Below are 26,735 nucleotides of genomic sequence, written 5' to 3'. Positions count from 1 at the left end.
ACCATGCTCTAGAGAGAATTACGTAATGGCAATGGAGTCACATACGTACGTTGGGGTGATTCCGGTAGAGAGAATGGCTTGTTCAGCTTGATGCGGAGCTGTGTTTCCTGAGAGTACGAGTACAGTGTCTAGTCCAAACTTATTGCCCCCGATAATATCGGTTTCTAGCGTATCGCCAACCATTAGTACTTCACTTTTATCAGTGGGGTGAAAAGGTTGCACATGATCGTAGGCGAAAACAAACATTTGAGCGTCGGGCTTGCCAAACCGCAGAAAGCGCTTACCAATGAGATTCTCTACCATATCGGCAATGGCGCCAATGGCAATGGCAATTCGGCTTTTGGACACCGGATAGGTATGATCAGAGTTGGCAACCACAACCGGAATATTGCGGCGACGTAGTAAGTTGAGTAATTTGTTAAGGTCTTCACTCCAATCGAAGCCCTCATCATCCATAAACACTACCGCCTCAATCTCTTCGGCCTGAGCTAACTCTAGATTTTTGATAGAAATTGTTTTCAACGCTAGGCTTTCCAGGTAGTGGGCAGATTCAGGTGTGCCTAAGTAGGCTACGGTTCCTTGCTTTACTTTATAGCCCAGATACTCGCGGGCCAGCATACCCGAAGAGATAATCTTATCTGCGGTAATATCCGTAAGACCCAACTGTTGAAAGCTGTTGCAAAGTTCAGCCGGGCTACGCGAGGCATCGTTGGTAAGCACATAAAACCCTATGTTTCGCTCGTGCAAATAATTCATCGTTTCTTCAACCCCATCGATCAATCCCTCGTAATTTTTTAGCACTCCAAACGCATCAAAAAATATGACTTTATATTGGTCGGCAATAGACTTAAATAACTGAATATCCATTTGGGAAAATTAAGAAGTTAATAAAAATGCTGAAAGCGAGAATTGAGGGTAATTAGCAATTAGCAATTTTACGAGGTTCAAGTTTGGAAAAACGATGTATCGAAAATAATCTCCGTTCACTCACTCAACCCCAGTTTAGCCAAGATTTTATCTGCACTGAACTTCTGGTCTAGCTCAGGAAAATACACCGAATGAGCTTCTTGCTGCAAACGAGAGGCATAAATTTCGTGGAAGAAGTACCGACCGTCTTTAATCACGTAGTTCAGAATGAAGAACCGGTAGGCTTCTTTCATAAATAATATTTCTACGCGCGACAGCGGATACACTTGATGATATTCTTCCAAAAACCACAGAAAACGCTCTTCCATCAAGGGGTCAATCAGGTAGCTAAAGCTCGTTTGATCGCCGATGGAGGAACAAACCCGGCTAAAAAAATAAAAGTCCATTACTCGCGAACTCATCCGAAACCAGTCGTAATCCCAACGAGAGTAAAAGTTAAAGTCTTCATCTACCGAAAAGTTACCGATATTCCAATCTACAAATACCGGAATAGCGGGTAGATCATAGGCTCCCAACTCCTGCATGTTTTCAAAGAGGGTATCGCATTGTTGGTGAATGCTTTTGATATGCATACGGTGCTCAAATTGACCATCATCTGAGTCTAAGATTTTACGCAACTGCTCAATATCAATCGCCATAGTTTTAGACCAATCGGGCAGAATATTCTTGAGCTTGAAGCACGCTCGATGAAATTTGGCTACCTCTTGTCCCAGCCGCCTAATCTGAAGTTCACTTAGTACCCGCGGTAATTTCCTTTTCACCCCTACCGGATTGTAAAATATTACCCATACGTTAATGCTAGACTGGGAATACTGGTAGGTATAGAGATGATTTCTTTTCATCAGCGACCGTGCCAAGAAGTGATGGTAGGGGGCATTTAGGTTATTTGCCAGGGCATTAATAAGGGTGTGGTCTTCCACAAAGTGCTCGTAGTAACCGAAGTACGAAAGTTTGGCAATAACTGCATCGTTGTTTTCCAGTTTTACCCGAAATACGTGGTTGGTAGAAACCCTAGCACTAATATCAGTGACTGAAATTACATTGCGGGAGGGGTCGTACTCTTCCCACGCATCTCTAATAATATTTTCAAAGTTTATAAACCTCATTTCTTTGCAGACAATTTATCGGGACTACTATGTTCTGATGCTATTTACAAAGATTCTAGTAGTAGTGACGAATAAATTGTTACAATTTCTGCTTCGCTTCCGCTTGTTATTTTTTATACAAAAAAAGGCTTGTGTTTTCTTCTTTCCTAACTACACTCCGTAAGTGGGCTACGATATAGGAGTAAGTTAGTCTTGTTCGCCCTTATATTTCATTCATTAACGAAGCCCGGTCGTTAAATATGTATCGTTCTGTATCCTATCCAATGCCTGATTATCGTGGGATGGAAGGTATACGAGTTTGTTTTTTGAGGCGTACTCTCTAACTGCCTGATAGGTACTTCCGGAAAGCCTAAAGCTTTGATGTCCGCCAGCGTAAATATTGTTTTGCAATTGATGCTGATTGTAAGTGATATCCCCGGCTAGCAAGTAATGCATATCAGCAGTTTTTACCAGTACTGAGCAATGTCCAACAGTATGTCCTGGAGTGTGGACTAGTTTTATCTCGCCAGATGCAACCAACGGGAGGGAGTGCTTGAAATGACGGTCACTGGCTTCTTTTAGCTGAACCGTACTTGGCGAAAACCACTCAGGGTATAAACTGGGCAGGGCGAAGCTAGGTTTTTCCCACTCTAGCTGATTGATCACAATATCGGTAGTCTCAAAATAATGTAGGCCGTCGAAGTGGTCAAGGTGCAAGTGGGTAAGAACCACGCTTTTTATGCTGCTTTCACTGTAGCCAAGTCTTTTTAATTGGGGGCCTATTTCCTCCTCGGGTTCAACGTCAAAGATGAATGATTTGGTGTTGATGTAGTTTGCCAAAGGGCCTTCTTTTTTAAAGTACCCCTGATTACTCACTTTGGCATTTTCTCCCGTATCAACAACAAATACTCCTTCCGGGTGGTCGAGTACCCAAACCATAATCGGCATATATTCTGTAAATTGGCGATCCAGAAGAAAGTTAATCTTGGAGGTAAATGCATTGCCTTGGGCAGTTCTGAATTTGGATTTGACCTTAACCCTGCCCGTGGTAAAGCCGTGAAGCGCACCGTCTCCTTCTTTAAATCTTATTGGTTTTGATAATGTGTGTGTCATAACAGTATTTTTTATGACACAAAGAACTTAGAATAAACCGGACTTTGGATTGACCTATGTTAGGAAATTAACTCTCTTCTGATTCTGCTCAATGATTCGGGCTTCATGCCCAGGTAGCTAGCAATGAATTTTAGAGGGGACTTCTCAACAACAGCCGGATATTCTTTGATAAACCACAGGTAACGGTCTTTGGCATCAAGCTTCAGCATTTTGGTAAGCCTGATGTCTTTTTCAATACACACCTCTTCTATAGCCAGTCGCCCCAGTTGATTGATGCCCAAATCTTCCCGAAACAAGGCTTGTAGTTGATCATATCCAATCGTATGAATGCGAGCCTCCGTAATTGCTTTTACAGAATCTAATGCCGGGGCATGGCGGTAAAAACTGAAAAATGAACCACAAAATGCCTCTGGTAGAAAAAAATTGGTAGTAACTGTATCGCCTGTCCGATCTATCTGGTAGGAGTGAAGCAATCCAGCCTCTACATACCCGATATGCTTGGAATATTGCCCTTCCTTTACGAAGTATTCTCCGGCGCGCAGCTCTTGTAAGTTAAAATGCTTTTCCAGTATTTCGGATTTGTTAATCATTTAGAGCTTTACGGTCTCGGCTACGAGTAGTCGCGTGGGTTTAGCACTTAATTCTGCAAGCACACACCAAATTGAAAATATGCGAGGATTTTCAGAGGTAGGCGAGAAAAAGCAATTACTTATAGCCATTATTGGCAATAGTTATTTTTCTTTTTGGACAACATTCCATTCAATTTGTCTTTGTTTTGCAAAATTTTCAATTCCGTCTAAACCAATTTCTTTTCTGCGTTTATTGATTAATTCAGGTTTTTCAATTTCAAAGAAAATCGAATTTCCAGTCTCATCTTGGGTTATTTGTGAGCCATAAATTTGTGGTTTATTATCATTAACAAGCATTCTGTCAATTAATCTTGCGTACTGTACTGGTTGCGATTCGTTAATTAAAACAGATTCTTTCATTAATGGCGCATACTTTTTTTTAGTCTCTATCGAACTATGTTGCATTATGCTAAATTGAGCGGTATTAGCTAATCTACCAACTTCACTAATTCCAAGCCACCCGTATTTTTCAATTATCGCAATAAATTCTAATTCGATTCTATCATCTTGTTCTTCAACAACTTTCCAGAAGTATTCCATTTCGGCAGAATCCTGTCCAAATTTCTTTTCAGCATCTTGGTATAGTCTTCTGAAAAGTTGGTCTTCCATAAAAAGAGTCTCGAGTTTAGTTTTTAATGTGTCTAATTCTTTCTTATTGGGTTGTGCGCTTTGGCTGTAACATAATGATGAGAAAACCCCAATCGTTATTACTAAAATGAATCTTTTCATGTTTTTTTGTAATTATTGCCAACTTTTGGATATACGCAATATTGCGTATATTTTCTATACACCCACGTTGATCTAGCAGATTTTTTTTGAAAAAACATAATTAAAACAGCTTTTATTATAATTCACATCATTATGCTCTGCCGAACCGTTAATAAGAATCTAAGTATTTATCGATGATTACTCCCGTTTGTAAACGTTTTACTATTCAAGAATACCTTTTCGGATTTAGTTTAGCGTTTCTAATGGTTAGCAAATGAGAGGGATTACTTGTCTGAAAGCATTACTCTAATAAAAGTAAATTTAATCCTCTTCCCAGCGATCCATTCGGCTATCGGCAAAGCGGAAGCGGTACTCAAAACTGAGCACGCTGGAGTTCTCAGGATTGGAGCGGTTAAAGCGACGTTGAAAGTCGTAAACACAGCGGATGCGGTGGCGGCGGCTAATCCGAAAATCGGTACCCACAGCAGCCCGTACCCGATTAAATTCACTATCGCGTCGTTGAAGGCGAATCCGGTACAGGATCTCAGCGCGTATAAAGGGGGATACCTTTCCGCGTAGTCGTAGTTGGGAGTTTAGGCGAGCGTAGCTGCTCACGCGAATGTCGCGCTTAATTTCTCCGGCACTATGTTGCAGACGTAAGCGGGAAGAATAAGTAAAGCGGCGTTCAAAGATCCGTTGGCCGTAAAATAAATCAGTATGGATACGGTGGGTGTTGATGCGGTTAGGTCGGATGAAGTAAGTGTACCCATTGGTTAAATCAAAGTTTTCGGATAGCGGAAGGCGATGCGTTACACTACTAGCTCCCCGAAAGCCTAGCTCAATGCGGTCGGGTTCGCGAAGCATTTCATCTACTATTGGTTCGGTGGTTGTGGGGGTGCCAGCCACTCCTCCCCCCGGTGGCACTGTGTTCTCTTCATCGTCCCAGTCGTCTTCTTCATCATCCCACCTGTCGTCGTCGCCATCATCACCCCACTCGTTGTCGTTGTCCTCTTCCCATTTCTCGTCTTGCTCATCATCCCAGTCGTCATCTTCCTCTTCGGGAAGAAAAACAGGGTCAATAAAATCAATCTCCTGAAAGTCAGGATCATCGGTTTCAATAATACCGCCTTCTATAAAATCAGGGGTGATTTGCAGGTGCTGCTGAAAAGAGATTTCCTGTTCGTTTTTCAACTCAAAGTTCTTTTGAACCCTTACGTTGAAGCGTACCCCGCGGTACTGCGCTTCGGCAGTAAAAGGTAGCGTACTTATAATGCCTATGCTGAGTCCGGAAATAATAGCGAGTGATGTAGTTCGTCGTGCCATGATAAATAAAGGTTTGAGCAAGGTCGTGGAAAGGTGAGCGAGTGTAACCAGTAGAGAAGGAAAAAAAGTAGATCTGAAAAATTTTGATTTTTTTTCTGGAAGGCAGTTACGTTTGATCGATGCACTGCGACATAGGGGCATCTAAAGCAATTTAGATCGCATCAATCACAACAAAAAAATCGCATAACTAATTAAAATTAAACTCCTATGGAAACGCGCATTAAACAATCATTTATTTGCTCTGATGTAAACACATATCAAGTAGATACCGCTCGCCCTCAATACTACGTACCGCAGGTAGGCGATGTAGCCATCTTTGAAGTCCTCAGCATTGGAAAACACACCAAAATGCAATCATCTGCCCGACGTAACGTCTCGCTGATGCCGGGCGACCGGATTATGGCCGCCTTTGGTACCCGCTACGCTACCGGCCAGTTTGAAGGCTACGTGCCGGACACCGTGCAACAAGAGTTTCACATCTTGGGTGGGGGCGGAACCGTAGGGCAGGTACACAGTATGCACAGCAAATTTCACCGGGTTGGCCCTACTTGCTTACAGATAGTAGGGTACGCTACCGATGCTGCCGGAGAGGTAATTAATACCAAGCAATTGAAAGCCGAGCAAATGCACACATTCTCGGGAGCGAGTGCTTCTCGTACGAAAGTAATTTTATCGGTAGGCTCCTCAATGGACAGTGGCAAAACCACTTCGGCAGCTTACTTGGTTCACGGATTGAAAAAGCAGGAAAAGAAAGTGGCCTACGTTAAACTTACCGGAACGGTTTATACCAAAGATGCGGATCTAGCCTACGACTTGGGTGCCGATATTTCTACTGACTTTAGCTATTTTGGCTACCCCTCTACCTACCTCTGCTCCGAAACCGAACTGCTTAACCTGTATGAATCATTAATTCGTCTTACGCTAGAAAAGCAACCCGACTACGTGGTTATAGAAATTGCCGACGGGATTATTCAGCGGGAAACCAAGATGCTGATGACCAACCATCGCTTTATGAACACGGTAGATGAAGTGATCTTCTCCGCTGGCGATAGCTTGGCTGCCATCCAAGGAATACAGACTCTTGAAGGGTGGGGTATTACTCCGACAGCCCTATGTGGTATGTTTACCGCTAGTCCGTTGTTAGTAAAAGAAGTGAAGGGGCATAGCTCGGTACCAGTCTACAATCTGGAAGACCTTACTGGAGAGGGGGCCAAGGAAGTGATAGCTCGCGCTCAACTTCGCATTGCCCAATGAACTAATAAAAACCGAAAGTACATGGGCGGCCGACGGGGACCGGAAGACTAGAATCCATGATACGTCTTCCGGTTCTGGTAGACAGTTAGCAGAAAAACTTATAGCCTTCTGCCAACTGCTTTTAATAAAAGCCGTGTAATAAGTAAAACAGTGTATGAAATTATCCGGAATTCGGTATTCGGGTTCCCATTTTTTTAAAGATTATGTCTACTTCTCTATTAGCTGAATTTTGGCGCACCCGACGAATATACCTTTTAGTCATTTTAGGACTGGGCTGGCTGGGCAGTGTTTGTACGTTTATGGTTTCGGTATCGCTGGGAGCATTCTTTGACATTCACTTTCAGTCAATCACCAACCGTACTAAGTTGCTCAAGCTCTTCGGAGTGCAGCTAGAGACGATGGAAGCCTTTTTCATTTTCTTCGTGGGGGTGATTGTCTTAAAGGCAGTATTTACCTACGCCGAAAAGTACTGGATTACCCGGGAGGCCGAACAGTTTATTCATCAGGTGACCCAGCGATTGTTTGCGACACAAATCAACTGGTCGCCCGAAACCTTCCAGCACAAACCTTACGGACGCTACTTGCTGCGCTACAGCGGGGATATGAGTAGTGTGAAAAACTTATTGATAAAGGGCTTGCACGGAGGGATAAAAGATTTGCTGTTTTTGCTATCGGGCTTTGGTATTCTCTTTTTGCTGAACGTAACGTTGAGTACTATTTTACTAATATCATTAGTGCTGTACATTCCGCTAATGATTGGGTTAGACCGCTACCAAAATCCGTTAATTAAGGAGAAGCGTAACCGTAAAAGCTTTATGCTTTCCTACGTAGCCAGCAAGTTTGCCCAGCACGAAGAGATTAAGACCGTAGCGGGAGAAAAAGAGGTAATCCGGAAGTTTCGGAAGAAAACCCACAAGCTATTGGCGGCTGATCGGGCGTATCACGTCTCGGAAAACGCGCGGCAGATGCTTGCCCCACTTATGGGACACGTACTCACCGGAATTCTACTGTGGCAGGTGGCAGTACACCCCGAATTACAAATCAGTGGCGGGGCGTTGCTAGTGTACTTATTGGTACTGGCTTCGGTAATTGCACCACTAAGAAGGTTGTTTAAAGTACCGGGCGTACTTCGGCGGGGTATGCTTTCGCTCAATAAGATTGAAGTGTTTTTGAATAAGGAAGAAGAGGGAGAAGTAAAGAGGATAGCTGCTTCAGGGAAGAATAAGCCAGTTGAGGCCAAGCCCATGATAGCTTGATTAGTATCAGAGTCTATGAATGATCGCGATGACGGGTAAGAGACACGGTATCCCGCCCGTCGGTGCATAGAGTTACTCCATTAAACCTTATTCTGATAATTATCTACCCCGAGGTTCGTGACATCACGAACCTTAGAAATTTATCGAAATATCCTCTATTGTGAGGGCTATTTCCGCTTCGTATGCAGCCACATAAAAATTAGTAAGACAGCCAGAACTCCGGCGGAGCCAATAATCCAAGGGGTAACAGTAGATAATTGGGACGAACGGGGAGTACCGACAAAAACCAAGTGAGACCAGTAGGTAGGAGCGTGAAACTGGGCAAGCTTCAGGTTGTTCAGCAAATCTAATTTGGCTTGGCGTAGTGCGTCAGCAATGCTGTACTCTTTACTTAAATATTGGTAAAAACGCTCGCTCAGGTAGGCAGTAGCATTATCTTCCGCTTTCCAGAGCGAAGTAATTAGGTTAGGGCAACCTGCGTAAGCAAATGCTCGCGATAAACTCATAATTCCTTCCCCACTTATCATCTTACCAGTAGCAGTTTCGCAAGCACTAAGAAAAGCTAATTGGGTTTCTTGCAGGGGAAGATTATATAACTCATGAGCAAATAGCTTGTAAGCACTGTCGGCTTCCGTGTAAGGATAAAAAGCAATATACGAGCGCGAAGGGTCTTCGTTGTTAGCAACGGCGTGAGTAGCCAGATGAATAATAGAAGCATCGTCGCTATACCGCAAAAAATTAGCCTTCGTGGCCTCGCGGTGCTCTAGTATTACTCCACCAAGTTGGGCAGTTTCCGTCACGGAATAAGTTAGTGGGCTTAGCCCCGTGGGTTCGTAAGCTTCATTCGCAGAGAAAGGAGCTAAGGCGAGGGCACTATTCAGATTATCTACTAAAACCGGGTCAGATTGAAGAAAGGAAGCGGTATACTGATAACTAACACTATGACTGGCGAGCAAGTAGTCGTCTTGAGGATTTATTAGCGACTCAAAAGGAAGATAATTTAGCTCTTGATGGGGAATGATGATAAGCGACGAGGTTTTGTTCAGTACCGTTTGGGTCGGAAGCAGTAATTGCTCGTATAAACGTTTGGCTAGTTTGGCACCCTGATAAGACTGCCCCGCTTTTATTGTCCTCAGCTCAAGCTGTAGTCGTTGCAGATTATTTGCATACACCGAATCGCGAGGGGCGGTGTAGTAGGTGAGCTGCTGAGACTGCAAGGCAAATAAGTAAATAATACTATCGCTCAAAAAGTACGATAACACCGCGCTTTGCTTATCGAGTACTTCTTGTTGCAAGAAAGTAATATCCAGACTATCGTACTGAAATTTTTGCTGACGGTAGGCCGGAAAATCGTGCAGGCGATCTTGCAGCCGCGAGAGGGCTAGCTCAGTATCCCTTATTTCAGTTTCTAGTACACCTATTTCTTCCTCGGTCTCGGCTTGGTCAATCTGCAAAAACAGGCGGGATAAATTTTGCTGAAGAGTACGTTCTTGGGTGAGGAGCGAATCGGGTAAGCCCGTGTAGTTGCGTACTGTATTTTCTTTCAAGGCGGCAGCCAGGGCATTCGCTTTACTCTGCTCCGCCCAACGGAAAGCCGTTTCCAAATGAGCTGGGTTTTGGGTGTGTTCGTAAGCTGATACCGCAAAAGCTACCGCTTGCTGATAGGCGGGTAGTACTTCATCGGCTAAAAAAAGGCGAGCGTTTTCATTGTCAAACCACTTGTTTACGTAATCGGCCATCTTAAAAGCCGACTGATAGGTATCCAGAGCAGCGACTAAGTAATCAGATGTTTGGTTCTGTTGGTACAGTAATTCCAGACAATGCGCTTTGGCGGTAAGACTACCAAACAATGCGAAGTTGCTAAAGGCCGAAGCAAAATCGTGAGGGTTGCTGAATACCGTGGTATCACTAAAACCATAGTCAAACTGAATAATGGCTCGCTGGTAGTAGCGTAGGGCTTCTTGTAGTTGGTCTTGCTGGAGAGAGGTTTCTCCTAACAATCGATACACGTCTCCAGCATATCTATTTCCTTTAAATTCCTCACCAGATACAGTAGAATCGCTCTTTAGTAACTTAAGAGCTTTCAGTGCTTCATCTTTAGCTGAGGAGGTCTTTTTTTGTAACAAAAGTGCATTTCCGATGCTCACATATTTTATAATTTGTTTTAAATCTGAGGATTTTGTAGAATCAATCTTGTTGAGATAATATAAAGCATCGTTAGTTTTTTTTTCCTCAAGATATGTCGCCCCTAAATTAAGATAGACTTCATTCAATTCTAAACCCAACGGAATTAAGCTTTTGTACATTGTTGCTGCCAAATCATACTTTTTTAATAGCCCTAAAGCTGAAGCAATATTACTGGTAAATGTGAATGTAGCCTGTGGGTCATTGATCCCCAACTTATTCAATGCCTCTAGTGCGCGAGAAAAGTAATTGATACTTTGCTCGTAATTTCCTGCTTCATAGTAGATCATCCCTAATGCGTTATAGATTCGATCAGCCTCCTCTAGGTTGTATAGCCCCAAAAGCTCTTCAGCTTTTTTGAGGTACACCAGAGACGAGTCAAAACTATGTAGAGCGTAGTAAGCGTTACCAATGTATAAATAGGGGCGATAGAGGAGTGAGTCACTCAGAGAAAATTTTTCAGCCGTATGTATAGCGCTTTGGTACATTCCAACTGCTTGCTCATTTCTTTCGTAAATCTGATGGATAATTCCGGCTTTTTCGTAGCTATCCAGTAGAAAGGGGGCATTTTCTACACTGTTATCTCCTGACAATTCATCAATGACTTTTAAATAGTTAACAAGGGCTAGACTATCCGTTTCAGCCGTGGGAACGTCGGTGTTGTAGTAACTTTCAGCTTGTTGGTAAGTAACTAGAGTATCAGGCTGAGCGTACAGTGGTAGGGTTAGGGTAAACAGGGAAAGGAAGCAGAATACGAATCGTCTCATACGGTTGTCGGCCTCAAGTTAGAAAAAGGCAACCACAGTCGGTACGTAAACTAATGATTAATTATTTTGTTGGTAGTTTCTTTATACCGTCATGGCCACTATGGAATGGCGAGTCCGCGAAGCCATATCACGCCCTGAAGTCTAAGTGCCTCCCACACACATGTGGCTCTCCCACCGGGGCGTGGGATCGCTTCCTTCGTCGCGATGACGGTGGGGGCAGTTTAGTTGCCTATAACGTCATGGCGAGTCCGCGAAGCCATCTCCCGTCCTGAAATTACAGCCACCTTACACAACGTACCCCGCCGGGGCGTAAGACGGTTGCCGCGCAATCGCTTCCCCCGGACAGATTCCGGGGGAAGCGATGACGGTAAAGAGTTGCTGTTTACTCAACCGCCTCACCATTGCTGAATATCCTCCCACAAATCCCGCCACTGCGGGTTCATACCATTGATAAGCTGTTCTTTCGCTCGGCGCGAACCCGCCTTGATTTGTTTTTCTCGGGCAATGGCCTCCTCAATCCGGGAAAAGCCTTCGTAGTAAACCAGTCGGTACAGGCGGTAGCGTGCCGTGAAGCTCTTCGAGTAACGCTGGGTACGGTGGTCGTGTATCCGGGCAATAAGGTTAGCGGTTACCCCGGTATACAGTACCCGGTTCTGTTGATTGGTCATCATGTACACCCAGCCCCCTCGTTCCATAGTAATTAAGATTGTTAGCGATGCAGTGGGAAGGAAACAGTTCCTGACAATTTTACAAAAAAACTTTCATATTCCACGCCATCGCGCCACGCAGTGGGCGAGACTCCGCAAAGCGATCTATGTATATGTGTACCTACCCACAATTCCCACCCGCCATAGTGTGGGATCGCTTCCTACGTCGCGATGACGGTGTGAGGATATTTTGTTTCATGTACCGTCATCGCGAGGCTCTGCGAAGCGATCTCTTCGCTATGTATTCCCGCTGTGTACTTGTCTGATGTACCGTTTCTTCCTACCGGGGCGTAAGATCGATTCCTACGTCGCGATGACGGCAAGGGGAAGCTTGGTTGCTTCCTATATCGTCAAGGCCACTATGGAATAGCGAGGCTCTGCGAAGCCATCGTGGTTCAGCCATCTCCCGTTTTGTATTTTTCACTCAGCAAGTAATCAAAGAAGAGAGTAAAGCATCAGGGAAAAAGAGATGTCGTTTTCATAGGTAATGCTTTTAAAGTTAATAGATATACTATCAATACCTATGGTTAACCTTAAATGTTACAAATAGTCAATAAAAAATCTTTCATCGCCAGACGAGAGATCATTGAGATTACTCGTCTCTTTGGCTATCTTTGTGGTGTTCTAACAATCAACAGATAAGGCGGTCGGCCATTTCTATCCATTGTTTTAGCATTCTTTAGTAAGCGACTGTTCGTGAAGGTAAAACTATTGCGGTCAGCAATCTCATCTATAATCGACTGGGGGACATCCTCTTCGGTTTCGTAGTAGTAGAAGCGAACATCAATAGAGTTTAATGCTTCGTTACTGGCATCGTTGAGCCGGTAGAAGATGGTATAGTCCTGAAAAGTACCGTTGGCGGGAGTAGTGGAACCAAAGGTGCCGTTATTGAGCGTTTGCTGGAGGTTGATTGATCCGTCAGCTTTGTTAATCGCTACCCCCTGAGGAATTACTTCTTGTCCGGGAGCCGGCTCATCGTCGTCACCATCCCCATCGTCATCATCGGCACCATCGTCAAATTCGCATTCGCTATCGTCATCATCAGTGTCATCATCCCCATCATCATCGTCTTCGTCGTCCTCATCATCATCGTCATCATTACAAGGAAGCATCGCCATCGGACTAGCATTATAAATGGGCAGAGCCAGGCTATCGCCGGTGCTTAGCACGTAAATCTTATCCAAGTAATTAATACCGGAAATCGTTACAAACGTCCGGCAAGTATCGGTAGTGCCCGTAGGAATGAAACGAACTTCGTACTTAAGCCCCGTCTCACTGGCATTCACGTCAATCACTCCGGTAGCAGGGTCAATCGCTAACCCCAAAGGATACGAACTGTAAGTACCTACCAGGGCTGAATCGGGGCTTACCAAATTGTTTGGAGCTTCTGAAATAAAAAACAAAGTATCGGGGTAGGTAAATACCGAACAGTCAAAGGAGGGCAGAGCTGGTGGCTGGGAGGGTGGAGCTGGCGGCGGATTTGTAACTACAGTAGTATCTTGCTCTATCGGAGTGGGGTCGTCAACACCGTCGTCATCATTGCATGACAAGATCGTCAGGCAAAGAAAAAGTAGTCCAAATGTGTAGTGAATGGCTTTTTGTGGGTTACGCATGATTGTTTGAGGTTAATTTTTTAAAACTTTCTTCAGTGTCGTATGCCAAAATGGTAATGTAACCGGGATTTTGAAAAAATAGTTAGAAAAAAAGTTGATCTTAAATATAAGTAAGATGCTGTTGTAAAAAGTATAATAAAAAATTAACAGTATACCGCTGATCGATGCAGTGGTTTGAGCTCATTACTGCGGAAAACAAAGTAGAAAGCCTATCGCATTAAATATTTTTACTATTTTTCCAGCAAACGGTTACAAACTTCCCAATTACATCGACCTTAAACTGATAATTATTCATGCACGTTGCCCGAGATTACAATGACCAACAGGTAGTTCATGCAATTACAACCGAACAAGATATTGACGAAGCTATTCAGTTTATTTATCGTGAATACTACGGTCTTTTGGAGAATTATGTGCGAAATAATAGTGGCGATGAAGACGATGCTGCCGACGTAATTCAGGAAGCAATTGTGGCCTTTATTGAAATGGTAAAAAAAGAAAAATATCGAGGTCAGGCCAGTGTAAAATCTTTCCTGTACACGCTTACCCGCAACTTGTGGATTAGTGAGCTGAGAAAGCGGAAAAGTACTACCCGGCGACACGAAGTTTACGAAGATGCTCGCGATGATGTTGAGCCGGATGTAAGCGAACATTTGGCTTACAAAGAAAAGCAAGCTCTCATTGTGGCGTTACTCGACCAACTAGGTAGCACCTGCCGTAAAATTCTGGAGTTGTTTTACTATCAAAGCCTCTCGATCAAAGAAATACTGGAGTACTTGCCGCAGTATACCAATGAGCAAGTAATCAGGAACAAGAAATACAAATGTCTGAAGGAGCTAATCAGTAATGTGAAAAGCTCCCCTACGATTATAGAAAACTTAAAAACAATGTCTCGCTATGTTGAATATTAATGAGAACAATAAGATCGAGATTCTGGAGCAGTACCTCCAGGGCGAACTGAGTGAAGCTGATACGCAGTACGTAGAAAAAACGATTAGTGAAGATGCTGATTTGCAGCAGGATGTACAGATTATTCGCTTGGCGCAAGATGCGGTTCATTCTACCGCTATTCAGCAAAGAGTACAGCGATGGCATACCAAGTACCGCCCAATCGCTGTGGCGGAACAAGCCTCAGAACCCGTATCGGAAACTACGCCTGATTCAACTCCGGTTATTTCCCTGTGGACTAGGGTAGCCAGAGTAGCTGCAGTTGTGTTGGTGGGGGGGCTAGGCTATCTATTTATCCAGTATGCCACAGTGAGCACCGACAGTTGGTACAATGGTCATTACGTAGAGTATAAGCTTCCGGTTACTCGGGATGCGGGAACGGAAGCATCGGTAATAGACTCTTTATATTTAGTGAAAGACTACGCCCAGTTAACTCAGCAGTTTGAGCAAATGACTAACCCCGGGGTGCAAGATCAGTTTTTGGCAGCCATGAGTTATATGCAGCAGGCTACTTTCGAGCAAGCAGTTCGGCAGTTTGAAAGTATTCGTCAGCAGAACCGCAGTCAGGAAGCACCCATGTTTGCCCAAGAAACAGATTATTATCAGGCACTGGCCCTTATTGAGATTGGTGATTTTGATAAAGCAGAAGAGTTGTTGGAAAAAATCAGTCAAGACCCTAATCATAATTTTCGGCAAAATATTTCTGGTGCTGATCTGTGGAAGCTGAGAATGCTGAAGTGGAAAAACTAAATGAACCTCGAGCAAAAGGGCAAGCTGATATTAACCATTTCGGAATTTTTCCGTACAGATAAAACAATAGTGGTTAACAGTAGATTATACCAGAAATATTTTACATGACCGATCTTAAGACCCCCAAGAAGAAACTCAAGTGGTCAGAATTGCCTGAGGGATTTCAAAAGCTACTTAGGCGTTCTTACGGCGAGTATCAGGAAGTACTCTACGATCCTTCGCTGCATCCGGCAGCCCGAAAAATTCCCACCTGGAGCGAATGGTTAGGAAAGCATGATATTGACGAGGGTGACGATTCTTAGCAGCAAAAGTGGTGAAATTCGACAATTTGACTACCGTGGGTTTTAATCTCGGTGTAAAAGAAGCACAGGTAACCAGTAAAAGGAATTTTAGCGAAGCGTTAAATAATTTTAATCTAATTTTATATAAATAAATTAAAATAATGAGCTTGGTTCAAATTTCTTAATTCATATTTTATACCTAATAATGGTGAGGTTTATAAAAATTTAGCCTTTATTTGAAATCGATAACTGCCCAATCTATTTAGTTTTGTTACGTTATAAGTATTACCCATTAATTAATGGTTGCTTAATCATACAGTCTGATCGCCCCATACAGAGACTATTTGGCAACTTAGAATTTTATAAAAGTTATTGCAGAGGATGAACAGTGGGACAAAATTTTATTCTGGAAGCAAGAGTAGTATCTCTATTCATTCTGCACCTACTTCTACAAAGCAGATACACCGTTGTAGCATAACTAATTGCCGGTATTAATATTCTTACTAAAACCATATAACTATTTTCTTTTATTTAAATTTTTAAACGACGTATTAATTTCAAATTTATGGAAGACACTGCAATGCAGGAAGCCGTTGTTATTGGCGACAATGGAGCCGAACTTGGTACAGTCAATACTGGCGACATCCAAGTTCAAAGTGATTTAAAACGCTTTATTCCTCCCCTCACGGCTGACTCTAAACAGCAGCTTGAGCAAAATATTAAGCACAATGGGTGCCTAGATCCGCTTACGGTCTGGAAAAAGAGCGATGGCGAAATGGTATTGATCGACGGACATAACCGTCTGGATATCTGCCAGCGTAATGGAATTTCTTTTAAGATACGCTTACATACTTTTTCTAGTAAAGAACAAGCGAAAGATTGGATGCTTAACCACCAATTGGGGCGGCGTAACCTAAACCCCGACCAGCTTAGCTACTTTCGAGGATTGAAGTATGAGCGAATGAAGAAAAAGCGAGGCGGGTACGATAAAGTGCTCTCTAGCGGTCAAAGCGGCGATAAAACCTCCGAAATACTTGCCAAAGAGTTTAACGTAAGTGACCGTACCATTTTGCGAGATGCTGAATTTGCGAAGGGGCTAGAGCTTATTGGGCGAACCAATCCTGAACTTAAGCACGATATTTTATCAGGAAATGTGAAAGTGAAGAAGGGTGATGTTCAACTCATTGCTCAGGAAAAAGACGCTCGTAAAGTAGGTAAGGTTAAAAATGCGGCTGATCTTTACAACAAAGCGCAAGCTATTCGCCGGGCTAAGCAGGCTAATAAAGAGAAGCAGGCCATGATGGAAGAAGATGCCCGAATCAAAGATGCATCGGACGAATTGAAGCTGAAAGATCCGATATTCTCTTCTAAAGAGGAAAGATTACAAATGCATAAAGGCCGTATTATTTCAGCCATAAACAAGGCAATCAGTCGGAAAGACAAAGCCTCACTAAAGCAAGCAAAAGATTATTTAAAGCGTATTGAAGACGAATTGTTTGGCAAATTTGCTAGTGCCTAACAATAACAAAATTTTTGAATGGCAGCCTAACCATCGGATGGGCTGCCATTTTTTATACCTAGTATCAGCAACCCCAACGTTGTCAACTAACTTTTTCCTCAATCCATTCTTTCGCAGACTCAATAGACGAGCTATCATCATCAGAGTTATCACCCATCAGGTAAGCATAAGGTTTCAGTGAATTAGTATGATCAAAGAGAATTCTCAAAATTCCTAAATACGGAACCGCTACCACCGTACCAGGAATACCCCAAACGGCACCACCCAGCACTACCACAATAATGGTAAAGAAAGGGTTCAGATCTACTTTCTTCCCAACAATTAGAGGAGTAAGTACGTAGTTCTCCAACAATTGGGCAATCGTCATGACAATGGCTACTCCAATGACGCTGTTTAATGAGCTACTGGTAATTAAAGCAAATAAAAGAGCCAATCCGCCCCCGATAATATTTCCAAAATACGGAATGATACTTAGCACACCGGCGATTACAGCAATCACTAGTGCGTATTTGATCCCAATAACTATGAAGCCCACCCCATAGAGTACCGCAAGAATAATAATCAGCAGAAATTTCCCCGAAATGTAGGCTCGGGCGATCTTGCTAACTTGGGTAATTACTTCGTTGGTTTCTCTAGTGGCGTTTTTAGGAGTGAGCTTTTGAATAAAGCGTTTAAACTTATCCCGATAGTAAAGAAGTAGATACGTGTAAATAAGAATGAGGAAAAATTTACCTAATGTAGTAAAAGTAGCAGACACCATATTCTTAACATCAGCACTGCTGGATTCCGAAATTTTATCCAGTCGTTCGGACATCCACTGGGTAGAAATACCGCTTTGATCTAGGTAGGATTTTATATTTTCTAAGGTTTTGGTTACCTGCTGTTTTGTCTGTTCCCAGTTGTCGGCCAAGCTAGATATTTGGTAAGTCACTAGAGAAAATACTCCCACGAAAAAAAGAAATACTAACAGCACCGCCAAAAAACTACTCAGCCCCCGGTTTAGTCCGTTCTGTTCTAACCATTGACTAACGGATACCAAGGCCAACGAAATCAGTACAGCAATGGCTAGTGGAATTAAAAAGGAGCTGCCCAAGTACAAGGCACCAAAAAATAGCAATAGAAACAAGAGAAACGGGTTGGCTCTCTTTACAACTGATAGTTGCTGGGTAATAGTAGTCATGTAGTTTAAAAAGTGGTTGTTTCTACTGTAACTTAAAAGTTGAGATGAAGTTTGCTTACTGGCTGCTACAAATCTTATTGATTATCTCTTGAGCTGGTTTGTAGCCTAATGCCACAGCTCGCTCTAGTGCTTGGCAAGCTTCTACTATCTGCTTCTTACGATGATACACTAATCCCAAGTTATAGTGCGTCTTAGAGTTGTCGGGTGTTAGCTGCAATGCGGTGAGATAATCTCGCTCGGCCGTATCAAATTTTTTTAGTTTGTAGTAGATATTGCCCCGGTTTAGGTAGCCTTTCTCCAGGGTAGGATTCAGCGTAAGAGCTTGGGTGTAATCGGTTAAGGCTCGTTGAAATTGATGTAGCTTTTCATAGGAAAACCCTCGTTGCAGGTAAAGGTCAGCATCTTGGGGCGACTGCCGTAACCCCTTGTTGTATGCAGCAATCGCCTGCTGAAACTGATCGGCTTGGTGCAACATCATACCTTGATGTAGTAGGGTGGCAGAAGAACCCTCTTCGTTAAGCTGGGCGAAGGTAGTTTGAGCCACATCTAAGTTGTCCGACTTTCGGATGAGGAAAGAAAAATTTTGAAGGGCATCAGCATGATCGGGCTGGATGAGCAACGCCTGCCGATAGTAATCAATAGCCACTAAGGTATCGCCTAAATGTTCAGATGCCAATCCTAAGTTATTATAGATAGTTGCATCTTCCTGCTGGTGACTAAGGGCTAATTCAAAGTACAGTACTGCTTTTTTGTAATCCTCCAGAGCAAGATACGATAACCCTAGAAAGTTCCAGATATCAGCCTTCATACCGGATTGAATCGTTCCAATTGATGTTGCCGAAAAGGAAGTATTGCCGTCTACATTAGCCTGGGTATTTCCTCGGAAGTAGACGGTAGTGGTTTCCCCTAAATCGTGTTCCAATAAAAATTTAAAATCTGCAATGGCTGCTTCGTAGCGATTAAGCCGATAGAGTAATTGAGCTTTCTCGAATCGGATTTCCACCAATGCTGGATCTAAAAATAGCAGAGATTGATAGTCAGTAAGTGCTTTAGTAAAGCTTGCTTTCCGCTGATGTAGGCGAGCTCTGAGTCGTAGAGCCTCTTTAAAATCGTGCTTGAGGGCAATGGCTTGGTTCAGTACTACTATTGCTTCAGCGAATGCATCGTTGCGTTCATACCGTTCAGCCTGTCGGTAGTAGGCCCGAGCCTGAGCCATACGAGATCGTTCAGCTAGTGTAGCAACTTCACTTTCAATAAGGGTATCGGGGGGCGCTTCCTGACCAAGAACAGCCAAGGGCATTATCCCAATAAATACCCAACTAAACAGTAGAATCATGTAATAACTCATAACACTCGGCATTCTATTGAGCGTGGAGACCGGAGACCGGAATTTAAAATCTATCTTTTTTGAAATCAACTATCGGAAGCTCGTAAACAAACTAATGTAATAATTATAAGCTTTCGTATACGAAGCGTTCATAATATTAATCTTTTGGATGCAGGTTACACGTCAACTGAAGCGTGTAACTTCTAGTTTAGGCGATTAGAAGCTTATTATGTAAAAAAAATAATATTTTTTATTGTATTTATTACATTTATGCTATATCTTTGAAGAAATGTTAGAATTAAAACTTTTGAATTGCTTACAGATATGGAAAAGTACCCTGAACTAATAAAAAAGCCGGAATGTGCTGAGCAGTTTTTTAATGAATACAAAGGGGTAATGCCAGATAAAAGCTTACTCGCTGGATTTAATTTTGCTCTTAGCTGTGACTTATTTCACTATTCTTTTAATAAATATTTACTGAAGGATGGTCAAAGTTTTTATCGCTTGGGCGAGAGTATTCGTAAATTTTATTCGGAGAATGCCGACAATTCGCGCCGGGCGGCGCTCTTCTCAATATTTGTAAATGAGTACCTAACTGTAACCCGCGATCTACTGCTAGATCGGGAGTATTACGAACTCATGGCTCGGTTTGATGAAGCAGAGGAGAAAGTTCGTCAGACCGTGAATTTGCTAATGAGCGAAATCAATCGTCCCCAATCAATAAATTAGCTACTAATAGCTATAATTCTAAATTGTTACGACCATTATCGTCAGGTATACTTAAATGCTTAGTGATAATTACTTGAATTACGATGGTTCACCAACATTTGCCAAAAAACCTGCGTTGGGAGTACATATTTAGGTAGTAGTTTATATGGTAGAAGCAAAAGATCAGTCTATTCGGGCTGATCTTTTGTATTTTAAAAACCTTCCCTTAATTCTGTGTTTTTTCCACTTAGTTAGGTTTTGCTAAGTCGCTAGAATTCCTTTAAAAAAAATACTATTTTAGGTATAAACTTACATTGGTTTGTTGAACTATAATTCAACGATAACAATGTAAGAATATATGAGTTTTTGAATAAAACAAGTAGTTCATATTGAACTATACCAGCCAAATATGTAAAAATAAAGAAAATTTATATTCCAACGCTTTGAATATGGTAAAAGTATGTACTAGAATAAATTGATTTTATTACGTACTGTTTCAGTAATTATTAAATTATATTACTTAGATTTTGGCTATTTTTTCTAAAATTTATTTAATTAGTAATGTATTTTTAGTGAACGTATGAGAACGATCTAAGATTTAGTAAGTCTATGGCTAGATTATCTATATTTTGGCTAACTTTTTTGGCATATTATTCCACTTTTCTACAGGCTCAACACACACACTGTACTACACCTGCTGCTCCTTATTTGGTTACAGTTACCCAGCCTAATGGGCAAGAACTACAGGTGAGGGGTAGAGGTGATGCGTTTAATAATTGGACGGAGACTGAAGACGGCTATGCTGTAGTAAAGAACCAAGCCGGGTACTACGAGTACGCGACTTCCGAGAATGGGAAGCTGGTGGCGAGTGGTATCACTGCCGCTAGTCCGACCGAACGGTCAATTGCTCAGCAACGCCAATTGTTGAGTATTCGGAAAGGAATTCCTCAGACGTTGGTAAGCTCTCAAGGTAGTGCGGTTGACCAACTATTGCCCATCGATGCGCGTGCTCGTTCAAATGCAGCAGCGGTGGTACCAACCCAAGGTGATGTAAAAATACTGGCTATTTTGATTGAGTATCCTGACCTGAAGCATAAGTACAAAAAAGAAGATTTTGAGAAGTTATTCAATGGCCCTTCGGATCAACCAACGTTTAAAAGTTATTTTCAGAGAAATAGCCACGGTAAATTCAACCCTACGGTAGAAGTAGCCGGATGGTTCCAGGCCAAAAATAATTACGAATACTACGGTGAAAAATACGGAAAAGGGCGGGCTAGAGAGCTAGTAGCCGAGGCTATTGATGCTGCCAATAAGAGCGTAGATTTTAGCGAGTTTAACAATGATGGTAAAGGCAATATTGACGGAGTGATAATTGTCCACTCCGGACCGGGAGCGGAGGAAGGGGGTAATAAGGATTACGTTTGGTCGCATCGTTCAACAATTTCGGCAAAATTTGTTGACGGAGAGTTTCTGCAAGATTATACTATTCAACCGGAAATTCGGGTGAGAAATGAAGGCATTGTTGGGATAGGCATCTTTTGCCATGAATTTGGGCATCTTTTGGGTTTACCTGACCTATACGATACCGATACATCGGATGACCGACACTATGGTATTGGTGAGTGGGGACTGATGGGATTAGGGGGGTGGCTGGGTAAGGAAAATCACCCCGCTGGGATGTCAGCGTTCTCAAAAGAGGCACTAGGGTGGGCTAGGGTTCAAGATATTACCGAGAAAACGGGAAAGTACACCCTAAACCCGGCTCACAGCAGCGGAGAAATCTATAAGATTGCTACTCCTAACGATAACGAATACTTTTTACTGGAGAATCGGCAAAAGCAAGCAACCGATAAATATTTGAACGGGAGCGGATTGGCAGTATGGCATATTGACTCAAGGCGTACTAGTCGGTATCCGGCGAGCAATACCGTGAATACCCGCCGAGATTTTAAAGGAGTGGACTTAGAAGAGGCGGACGGACAAAACGATCTGGACTTTAAGCGTAACCGAGGCGATGAGGGTGATTTATTCCCAGGAAGCAGTAAGCGTACTGAGTTTGATGAAGATTCTGATCCTAGCTCCGATCTTTACGAGGATCAGGGTAATGGAAAAGAAAGCGAAGTAGCTATTACCAATATTCAGCTCAGTAGCGGCATTATATCGTTTAACTACGGAAACACTGACGATGAGAGTGGCAACGAAAAAACTGACCCGGCTCTCGCGGTAGAAACTGTGCCAACAAAAACGTACGGCGACAACTCGTTCGATCTGAAAGTAACTTTTCAGGGTGAGGGCGAAGTCAGCTTTGAAAGAGTTTCAGGGCCCATTGAACTTTCGGGTAAACAAATAAGTATTACTGGGGCTGGAACGGCTAGAGTTAAGGTTACGGTTACGGAGACCGATAAATTTACTGCTGCTGAACAAGAAATTGAGTTTCAGATAAACAAAGCAACTCCTGCAATTGCCTTCACCGAAGTAACTGACAAGACTTACGGCGACGCTCCTTTTACACTTCAAGCAACATCAACTCCTGACTTCCCTGTTTCTTATAAAGTAAACCAGGGAGGGGTAACCATCGCGAATAATACCGTAACAATTACCGAAGCAGGTGAGGTAGAAATAGAAGCGTCAGTAGCTGGGAATAACAAGTACAACGGGGCAAAAGAAGTTATTTCATTTGTAGTACAGAAGGCATCTCAAACTATTGAGTTTGACGAATTAGACGATGTAGTATACGAGGCTAACAAAGAAATTCGACTAACAGCCACATCTGACCAAAATTTGCCAATTACATTTTCAGTGGTGGAAGGCGGCGTTAATCTGGCAGGGCAAACGCTCGTGGTGCAAAGGGCTGGAAAAGTAACAATTGAGGCCAGCCAAGCGGGTAATAAGAACTTTGCGACCGCTTCGGTTCAGCAATCCTTTGAGGTTACGAAAGCTCCTCAGATAATCACGTTCACCGAGATTGAGGATAAGGCGGCTGGTGATGAGCCATTTGCTCTAGAAGCTACTTCCAATGCCGATATTCCAGTAACATTTACCTTAGTTAGTGGAAATGCTACCTTAAATGATAATCAGGTTACTCTGACCGGAAGTGGTGAGGTTATTATTGAAGCCTCCAATGAAGGGAATGAAAATTACTTGGCCGAGCAGGAAAGATTATCGTTTGTAGTAGCTGAGCCGGGTAAACAAAACCAAGTGATTACATTAGGAGCTCTACCCGATACGGTAAAGGTAGGCGAAGTTGTTGATTTGGAAATCTCGGTGAGTAGCGAATTAAACCTCGATATCGACGTAGCCGGAACAGCGGTGCGGAACGGTCAGTCGCTAACGTTCACTCAAGCGGGTGAAGTCACACTAACTATTGCCCAACCGGGTAACAACGAGTACAATCCTGCTAGAACAGTTACCCATACTTTTGTAGTGGTGGAACCCTCTGAGGCTGAAAAGCCACTGGGTGTTACTACCCAAACAATCACTTATCAGGAGCCAGAAGATCTTGTATTTGGTGATGCTCCCTTTCCGCTGTCGGTTGAGAGTTCTTCTAAATTACCGCTTACGTATGAAGTAGAAGGGCCTGCTGAAATTTCTAACGGTACAGTAACAATTACAGGTGCTGGAGAGGTGACTGTCCGGGCATTTCAAGTTGGCGATGAAGAGTATGCCCCCAGCGATACAGTTGCGTTCTCATTTACCATTAGCAAAGCTGCCCAGGCTATCACCTTAGCGGTGGCACCTACCGGAACCAACACCTTTCAAGTGCAAGCAAGCAGCGATGCGGGGCTACCTGTGACTCTTAGGGTGAGTGAGGGTGAAGGAACGCTTAGCGGAGATACACTGATTGCGATAAGCCCCAAAATCATGTTGGTAGCATCGCAGGAAGGCAACACCAATTACGAGGCGGCTGAACCCGTCACCCGTGAGCTGACTACCGAGGTAATTACCTCCCTGGGGGGAGAAATAAGTGAAAAAGAAATTGTTGTTTATCCCAACCCTGGTGAAGGAATATTTAAGGTCAGGCTGAAAAAGGAGCAAAAATCAGTGCCCTATCAAGTATTTGACTTACGGGGAGCCGTTGTTACTCAAGGTACGTTGCGATCAGCGAACCCTGCTATTGATCTTGCCGACCAGCGAAGCGGTACGTACTTTCTTCAGTTACAACTACTGAGCGATACGAAGCAGTACCGTCTTATTAAGCTATAAAGTCACTACACTACGCTACTTAACAAGCTATTCCGAGTTGGAGTAGCTTTTTTTAGGTAGCTTGGGTAATTTCCTGCATGAAAGCGATCACCTCAATTCTCTATAACACTACATTCTTAACCAAAGCTCTGTTTTTTATTGCTATCAGCTTGTTCTGCCTTGCCTGCGAATCTAGACGGAACGAAACCACTGTTGTACCACTGCCCAATTTTATTATTGTTATGGCGGATGATCTGGGATACGGAGATTTAGGGAGCTACGGTCACCCGAGTTTTCAAACTCCTCACTTGGATAGTATGGCGACTAACGGTTTACAGTTTACTGATTACCATAGCAACGGAGCGGTGTGTAGCCCTACTCGAGCGGCATTATTAACCGGAAAATACCAGCAGTTGGTAGGCATGGAAGGTGTGATCTATGTGCGAGGAGAAACTCGACAAACCGGATTAGATACCGCACATGTTACACTGGCTGAGTTACTCAAATCGGCGGGTTATGCTACCGGAATAGTAGGAAAGTGGCACCTGGGCTATCGCTCGGAGTATAATCCGGTGCATCAAGGATTTGATTTTTTTCGAGGGTACGTGAGTGGTAATATTGACTATCACTCTCATTACGACAATGCTGGCATTTACGACTGGTGGAATGGACTAGATTCAGTAAGCGAAACCGGATATGTAACGGATTTAATCAGCCAACATGCCACTAGCTTCATCAAAGAGAATCACCAACAGCCTTTTTTCCTGTACATAGCGCACGAAGCCCCTCACTGGCCGTACCAGGGAAGAAATGATCCGGCTGATCGCTTTCCCAATACTGAATTCAATAGTTTGGGTTCCCGGCCAGATTACTCAGAGGCTTATCAGGAGATGGTGGAAGTGATGGATGAGAGTGTAGGAAAGGTGCTGGCAACATTAGATAGCTTACAGCTAAGCGAGAATACGTTAGTATTTTTCTGCTCAGATAACGGAGCAGTTGATTCATTAGGTAACAATGGAGTACTGCGAGGCCATAAAACCCAACTTTGGGAAGGAGGGCATCGCGTTCCGGCCATTGCCCACTGGCCGGGTACAATTAATCCGGGAAGTACTGATGCCACCGTGTTGAGTATGGATGTGTTGCCCACGCTGTTATCATTGGCTGAATTAGATATTCCGTCTGATCTTTCTACAACCGGGGTAGACTTTTCTCCGGTTTTCTCTGGTAAAGGACTACCCGAACGAACCACTTTCTGGCGGTACCGAGGGCAGCAAGCAGTACGGCAAGGTGATTGGAAGTTACTAGTGCAGCAAGATACTACCTACCTATTTGACCTTCAGCAAGATATTGCCGAGCAAGAAAATCTGGCAGTCAATCATCCTGAAAAAGTAAATGAGTTGCTCGATACGCTTAACCACTGGGAAGCTATGGTAGATCGTGTTCCTCAGCAAACAAAGTAGACTATAGCGTATATCCAAACGTGATGACAAAGCGTCGAATAGTTCTGTTTTCCTCTATCCGGTTTTCACCCTGCCAGTCTTCAAAGGTATACACAAATTCCGTCTGTTGCTGTTTATAACCGGCCGTTAGCACGAACGCTGATTTTGCTACATTAATTTGGTAGCCTATACCAGTATGCAAGTATAATCCTCCCTGTGTCTTCTCATAATTAATGCCCGGGCTATCGCTAGTGGGTCTAACCCAGCTTCCGCCAATATTACCAAAATAAAATGGACTAACTTTCCGATGCAGGATAATTCCTCGCACACTAGCGTATAGTGGCAGGCTATTTACGCTAACGTGACGGTCTAGTCCAATGCCTAGCCCAGTCATGAGGTAGGGTGAAAATGCGTATCCGTTCACCGTATGGATGGTGGGCGTAAGGTTACCGTTGTAATTATTATCACCAACATGTAAGCCTATTTCTGAAAGATGAAAGAACCCTCGTTCGCGCTTAAAATAGGCTTTGGGTTTTTCTGCTGGAACTCTTCCGAAGTGTATTTTCTTGACTGTGTGGTAGGCTAAATTTGTTCGGGAGAGCGAGTCGTGCTCTATCGTGATAAAGCTTTCGTGAAGCGAGGGTAGCATTCGTCCCGAAACTTTGCGTCCATTCTTCAGAAAAACCGTTACTTCCGAATGTTTATCCTGAGCAAGTAGTAAGCCTGAAACCCCCAAACTAATGGTGCAACAAAGTAAAAGTATTCTTTTCATGAATAGCCCATTTGAAAAATTAGCTGTTAATTCCAGGTTACTTCAAGCTCAAAACATTCACCC

Annotated in this window: 22 protein-coding genes; 9 read left to right on the top strand and 13 right to left on the bottom strand. The window is 43.2% G+C overall.

Annotation, left to right across the window (positions count from 1 at the left end):
* Positions 1 to 18 precede the first annotated feature (18 nt).
* The 6 genes from P0M28_RS00465 to P0M28_RS00440 all read right to left on the bottom strand — a co-directional run bounded on the left by P0M28_RS00465 (position 19) and on the right by P0M28_RS00440 (position 5,785).
* A complete protein-coding gene (locus P0M28_RS00465) occupies positions 19 to 867 on the bottom strand; it encodes an HAD-IIA family hydrolase (protein ID WP_302207375.1) in 849 nt (282 codons plus the stop codon).
* Positions 868 to 983: 116 nt separating this feature from the next.
* Positions 984 to 2,033, bottom strand: a complete 1,050-nt coding sequence (locus tag P0M28_RS00460) for an aminoglycoside phosphotransferase/kinase family protein (RefSeq protein ID WP_302207374.1) — start codon at positions 2,031 to 2,033, stop codon at positions 984 to 986.
* A 216-nt stretch (positions 2,034 to 2,249) separates the two neighbouring features.
* A complete protein-coding gene (locus P0M28_RS00455) occupies positions 2,250 to 3,125 on the bottom strand; it encodes an N-acyl homoserine lactonase family protein (RefSeq protein WP_302207373.1) in 876 nt (291 codons plus the stop codon).
* 59 nt (positions 3,126 to 3,184) lie between these two features.
* Positions 3,185 to 3,715: a Crp/Fnr family transcriptional regulator gene (locus P0M28_RS00450; protein WP_302207372.1), complete on the bottom strand. Its 531-nt coding sequence runs from the start codon at positions 3,713 to 3,715 to the stop codon at positions 3,185 to 3,187.
* A gap of 141 nt (positions 3,716 to 3,856) precedes the next feature.
* Positions 3,857 to 4,483, bottom strand: coding sequence for a DUF6624 domain-containing protein (locus tag P0M28_RS00445; protein WP_302207371.1), 627 nt, complete (start codon positions 4,481 to 4,483; stop codon positions 3,857 to 3,859).
* A 300-nt stretch (positions 4,484 to 4,783) separates the two neighbouring features.
* The gene (locus P0M28_RS00440) at positions 4,784 to 5,785 is read right to left on the bottom strand and encodes a DUF2490 domain-containing protein (protein ID WP_302207370.1); all 1,002 of its coding nucleotides are present in this window, start codon (positions 5,783 to 5,785) and stop codon (positions 4,784 to 4,786) included.
* 207 nt (positions 5,786 to 5,992) lie between these two features.
* Between P0M28_RS00440 and P0M28_RS00435 the strand changes: the two genes are divergently transcribed.
* Complete coding sequence (locus P0M28_RS00435; RefSeq protein ID WP_302207369.1) at positions 5,993 to 7,039, top strand: P-loop NTPase family protein; 1,047 nt, start codon at positions 5,993 to 5,995, stop codon at positions 7,037 to 7,039.
* 203 nt (positions 7,040 to 7,242) lie between these two features.
* Complete coding sequence (locus P0M28_RS00430; RefSeq protein ID WP_302207367.1) at positions 7,243 to 8,295, top strand: ABC transporter transmembrane domain-containing protein; 1,053 nt, start codon at positions 7,243 to 7,245, stop codon at positions 8,293 to 8,295.
* Positions 8,296 to 8,462: 167 nt separating this feature from the next.
* Here the strand turns inward: P0M28_RS00430 and P0M28_RS00425 are convergent, their stop codons facing one another.
* From P0M28_RS00425 to P0M28_RS00410, 4 genes are all read right to left on the bottom strand, one after another.
* The gene (locus P0M28_RS00425; protein ID WP_302207366.1) at positions 8,463 to 11,246 is read right to left on the bottom strand and encodes a CHAT domain-containing protein; all 2,784 of its coding nucleotides are present in this window, start codon (positions 11,244 to 11,246) and stop codon (positions 8,463 to 8,465) included.
* Between the two features lie 395 nt (positions 11,247 to 11,641).
* Positions 11,642 to 11,941, bottom strand: coding sequence for a GIY-YIG nuclease family protein (locus P0M28_RS00420; RefSeq protein ID WP_302207365.1), 300 nt, complete (start codon positions 11,939 to 11,941; stop codon positions 11,642 to 11,644).
* 292 nt (positions 11,942 to 12,233) lie between these two features.
* Positions 12,234 to 12,356: a hypothetical protein gene (locus P0M28_RS00415; RefSeq protein WP_302207364.1), complete on the bottom strand. Its 123-nt coding sequence runs from the start codon at positions 12,354 to 12,356 to the stop codon at positions 12,234 to 12,236.
* Between the two features lie 205 nt (positions 12,357 to 12,561).
* Positions 12,562 to 13,566 carry a hypothetical protein gene (locus P0M28_RS00410; RefSeq protein ID WP_302207363.1) on the bottom strand — a complete coding sequence of 335 codons (1,005 nt, stop codon included), beginning with the start codon at positions 13,564 to 13,566 and terminating at the stop codon, positions 12,562 to 12,564.
* A 293-nt stretch (positions 13,567 to 13,859) separates the two neighbouring features.
* Here P0M28_RS00410 and P0M28_RS00405 point away from each other — a divergent pair, with 293 nt between their 5' ends.
* From P0M28_RS00405 to P0M28_RS00390, 4 genes are all read left to right on the top strand, one after another.
* The gene (locus tag P0M28_RS00405; RefSeq protein WP_302207361.1) at positions 13,860 to 14,477 is read left to right on the top strand and encodes an RNA polymerase sigma factor; all 618 of its coding nucleotides are present in this window, start codon (positions 13,860 to 13,862) and stop codon (positions 14,475 to 14,477) included.
* Complete coding sequence (locus P0M28_RS00400; protein WP_302207360.1) at positions 14,464 to 15,264, top strand: tetratricopeptide repeat protein; 801 nt, start codon at positions 14,464 to 14,466, stop codon at positions 15,262 to 15,264. Before P0M28_RS00405 ends, P0M28_RS00400 begins: the two co-directional genes overlap by 14 nt.
* A gap of 104 nt (positions 15,265 to 15,368) precedes the next feature.
* Positions 15,369 to 15,566, top strand: coding sequence for a hypothetical protein (locus P0M28_RS00395; RefSeq protein ID WP_302207358.1), 198 nt, complete (start codon positions 15,369 to 15,371; stop codon positions 15,564 to 15,566).
* 544 nt (positions 15,567 to 16,110) lie between these two features.
* Positions 16,111 to 17,064: a ParB N-terminal domain-containing protein gene (locus tag P0M28_RS00390; RefSeq protein WP_302207357.1), complete on the top strand. Its 954-nt coding sequence runs from the start codon at positions 16,111 to 16,113 to the stop codon at positions 17,062 to 17,064.
* An 82-nt stretch (positions 17,065 to 17,146) separates the two neighbouring features.
* On the opposite strand, the gene P0M28_RS00385 is transcribed toward P0M28_RS00390, so the two are convergent.
* A complete protein-coding gene (locus P0M28_RS00385; RefSeq protein WP_302207355.1) occupies positions 17,147 to 18,244 on the bottom strand; it encodes an AI-2E family transporter in 1,098 nt (365 codons plus the stop codon).
* A 55-nt stretch (positions 18,245 to 18,299) separates the two neighbouring features.
* Complete coding sequence (locus tag P0M28_RS00380; protein WP_302207353.1) at positions 18,300 to 19,592, bottom strand: tetratricopeptide repeat protein; 1,293 nt, start codon at positions 19,590 to 19,592, stop codon at positions 18,300 to 18,302.
* Between the two features lie 303 nt (positions 19,593 to 19,895).
* On the opposite strand from P0M28_RS00380, the gene P0M28_RS00375 reads away from it, so the two are divergent.
* From P0M28_RS00375 to P0M28_RS00365, 3 genes are all read left to right on the top strand, one after another.
* Positions 19,896 to 20,300 (top strand): hypothetical protein, encoded by a 405-nt coding sequence (locus tag P0M28_RS00375; RefSeq protein ID WP_302207351.1) that lies wholly within the window; start codon positions 19,896 to 19,898, stop codon positions 20,298 to 20,300.
* Positions 20,301 to 20,921: 621 nt separating this feature from the next.
* Positions 20,922 to 24,482 carry a M6 family metalloprotease domain-containing protein gene (locus tag P0M28_RS00370; RefSeq protein WP_302207349.1) on the top strand — a complete coding sequence of 1,187 codons (3,561 nt, stop codon included), beginning with the start codon at positions 20,922 to 20,924 and terminating at the stop codon, positions 24,480 to 24,482.
* A 77-nt stretch (positions 24,483 to 24,559) separates the two neighbouring features.
* The gene (locus P0M28_RS00365; protein WP_302207347.1) at positions 24,560 to 25,921 is read left to right on the top strand and encodes a sulfatase-like hydrolase/transferase; all 1,362 of its coding nucleotides are present in this window, start codon (positions 24,560 to 24,562) and stop codon (positions 25,919 to 25,921) included.
* 1 nt (position 25,922) lies between these two features.
* Here the strand turns inward: P0M28_RS00365 and P0M28_RS00360 are convergent, their stop codons facing one another.
* A complete protein-coding gene (locus P0M28_RS00360; protein ID WP_302207345.1) occupies positions 25,923 to 26,672 on the bottom strand; it encodes a hypothetical protein in 750 nt (249 codons plus the stop codon).
* Positions 26,673 to 26,735: the final 63 nt, after the last annotated feature.

The organism is Tunicatimonas pelagia, from assembly GCF_030506325.1.
Classification (GTDB): Bacteria; Bacteroidota; Bacteroidia; order Cytophagales; family Cyclobacteriaceae; genus Tunicatimonas; species Tunicatimonas pelagia.
This window is presented reverse-complemented; position numbering and strand designations above follow the sequence as displayed.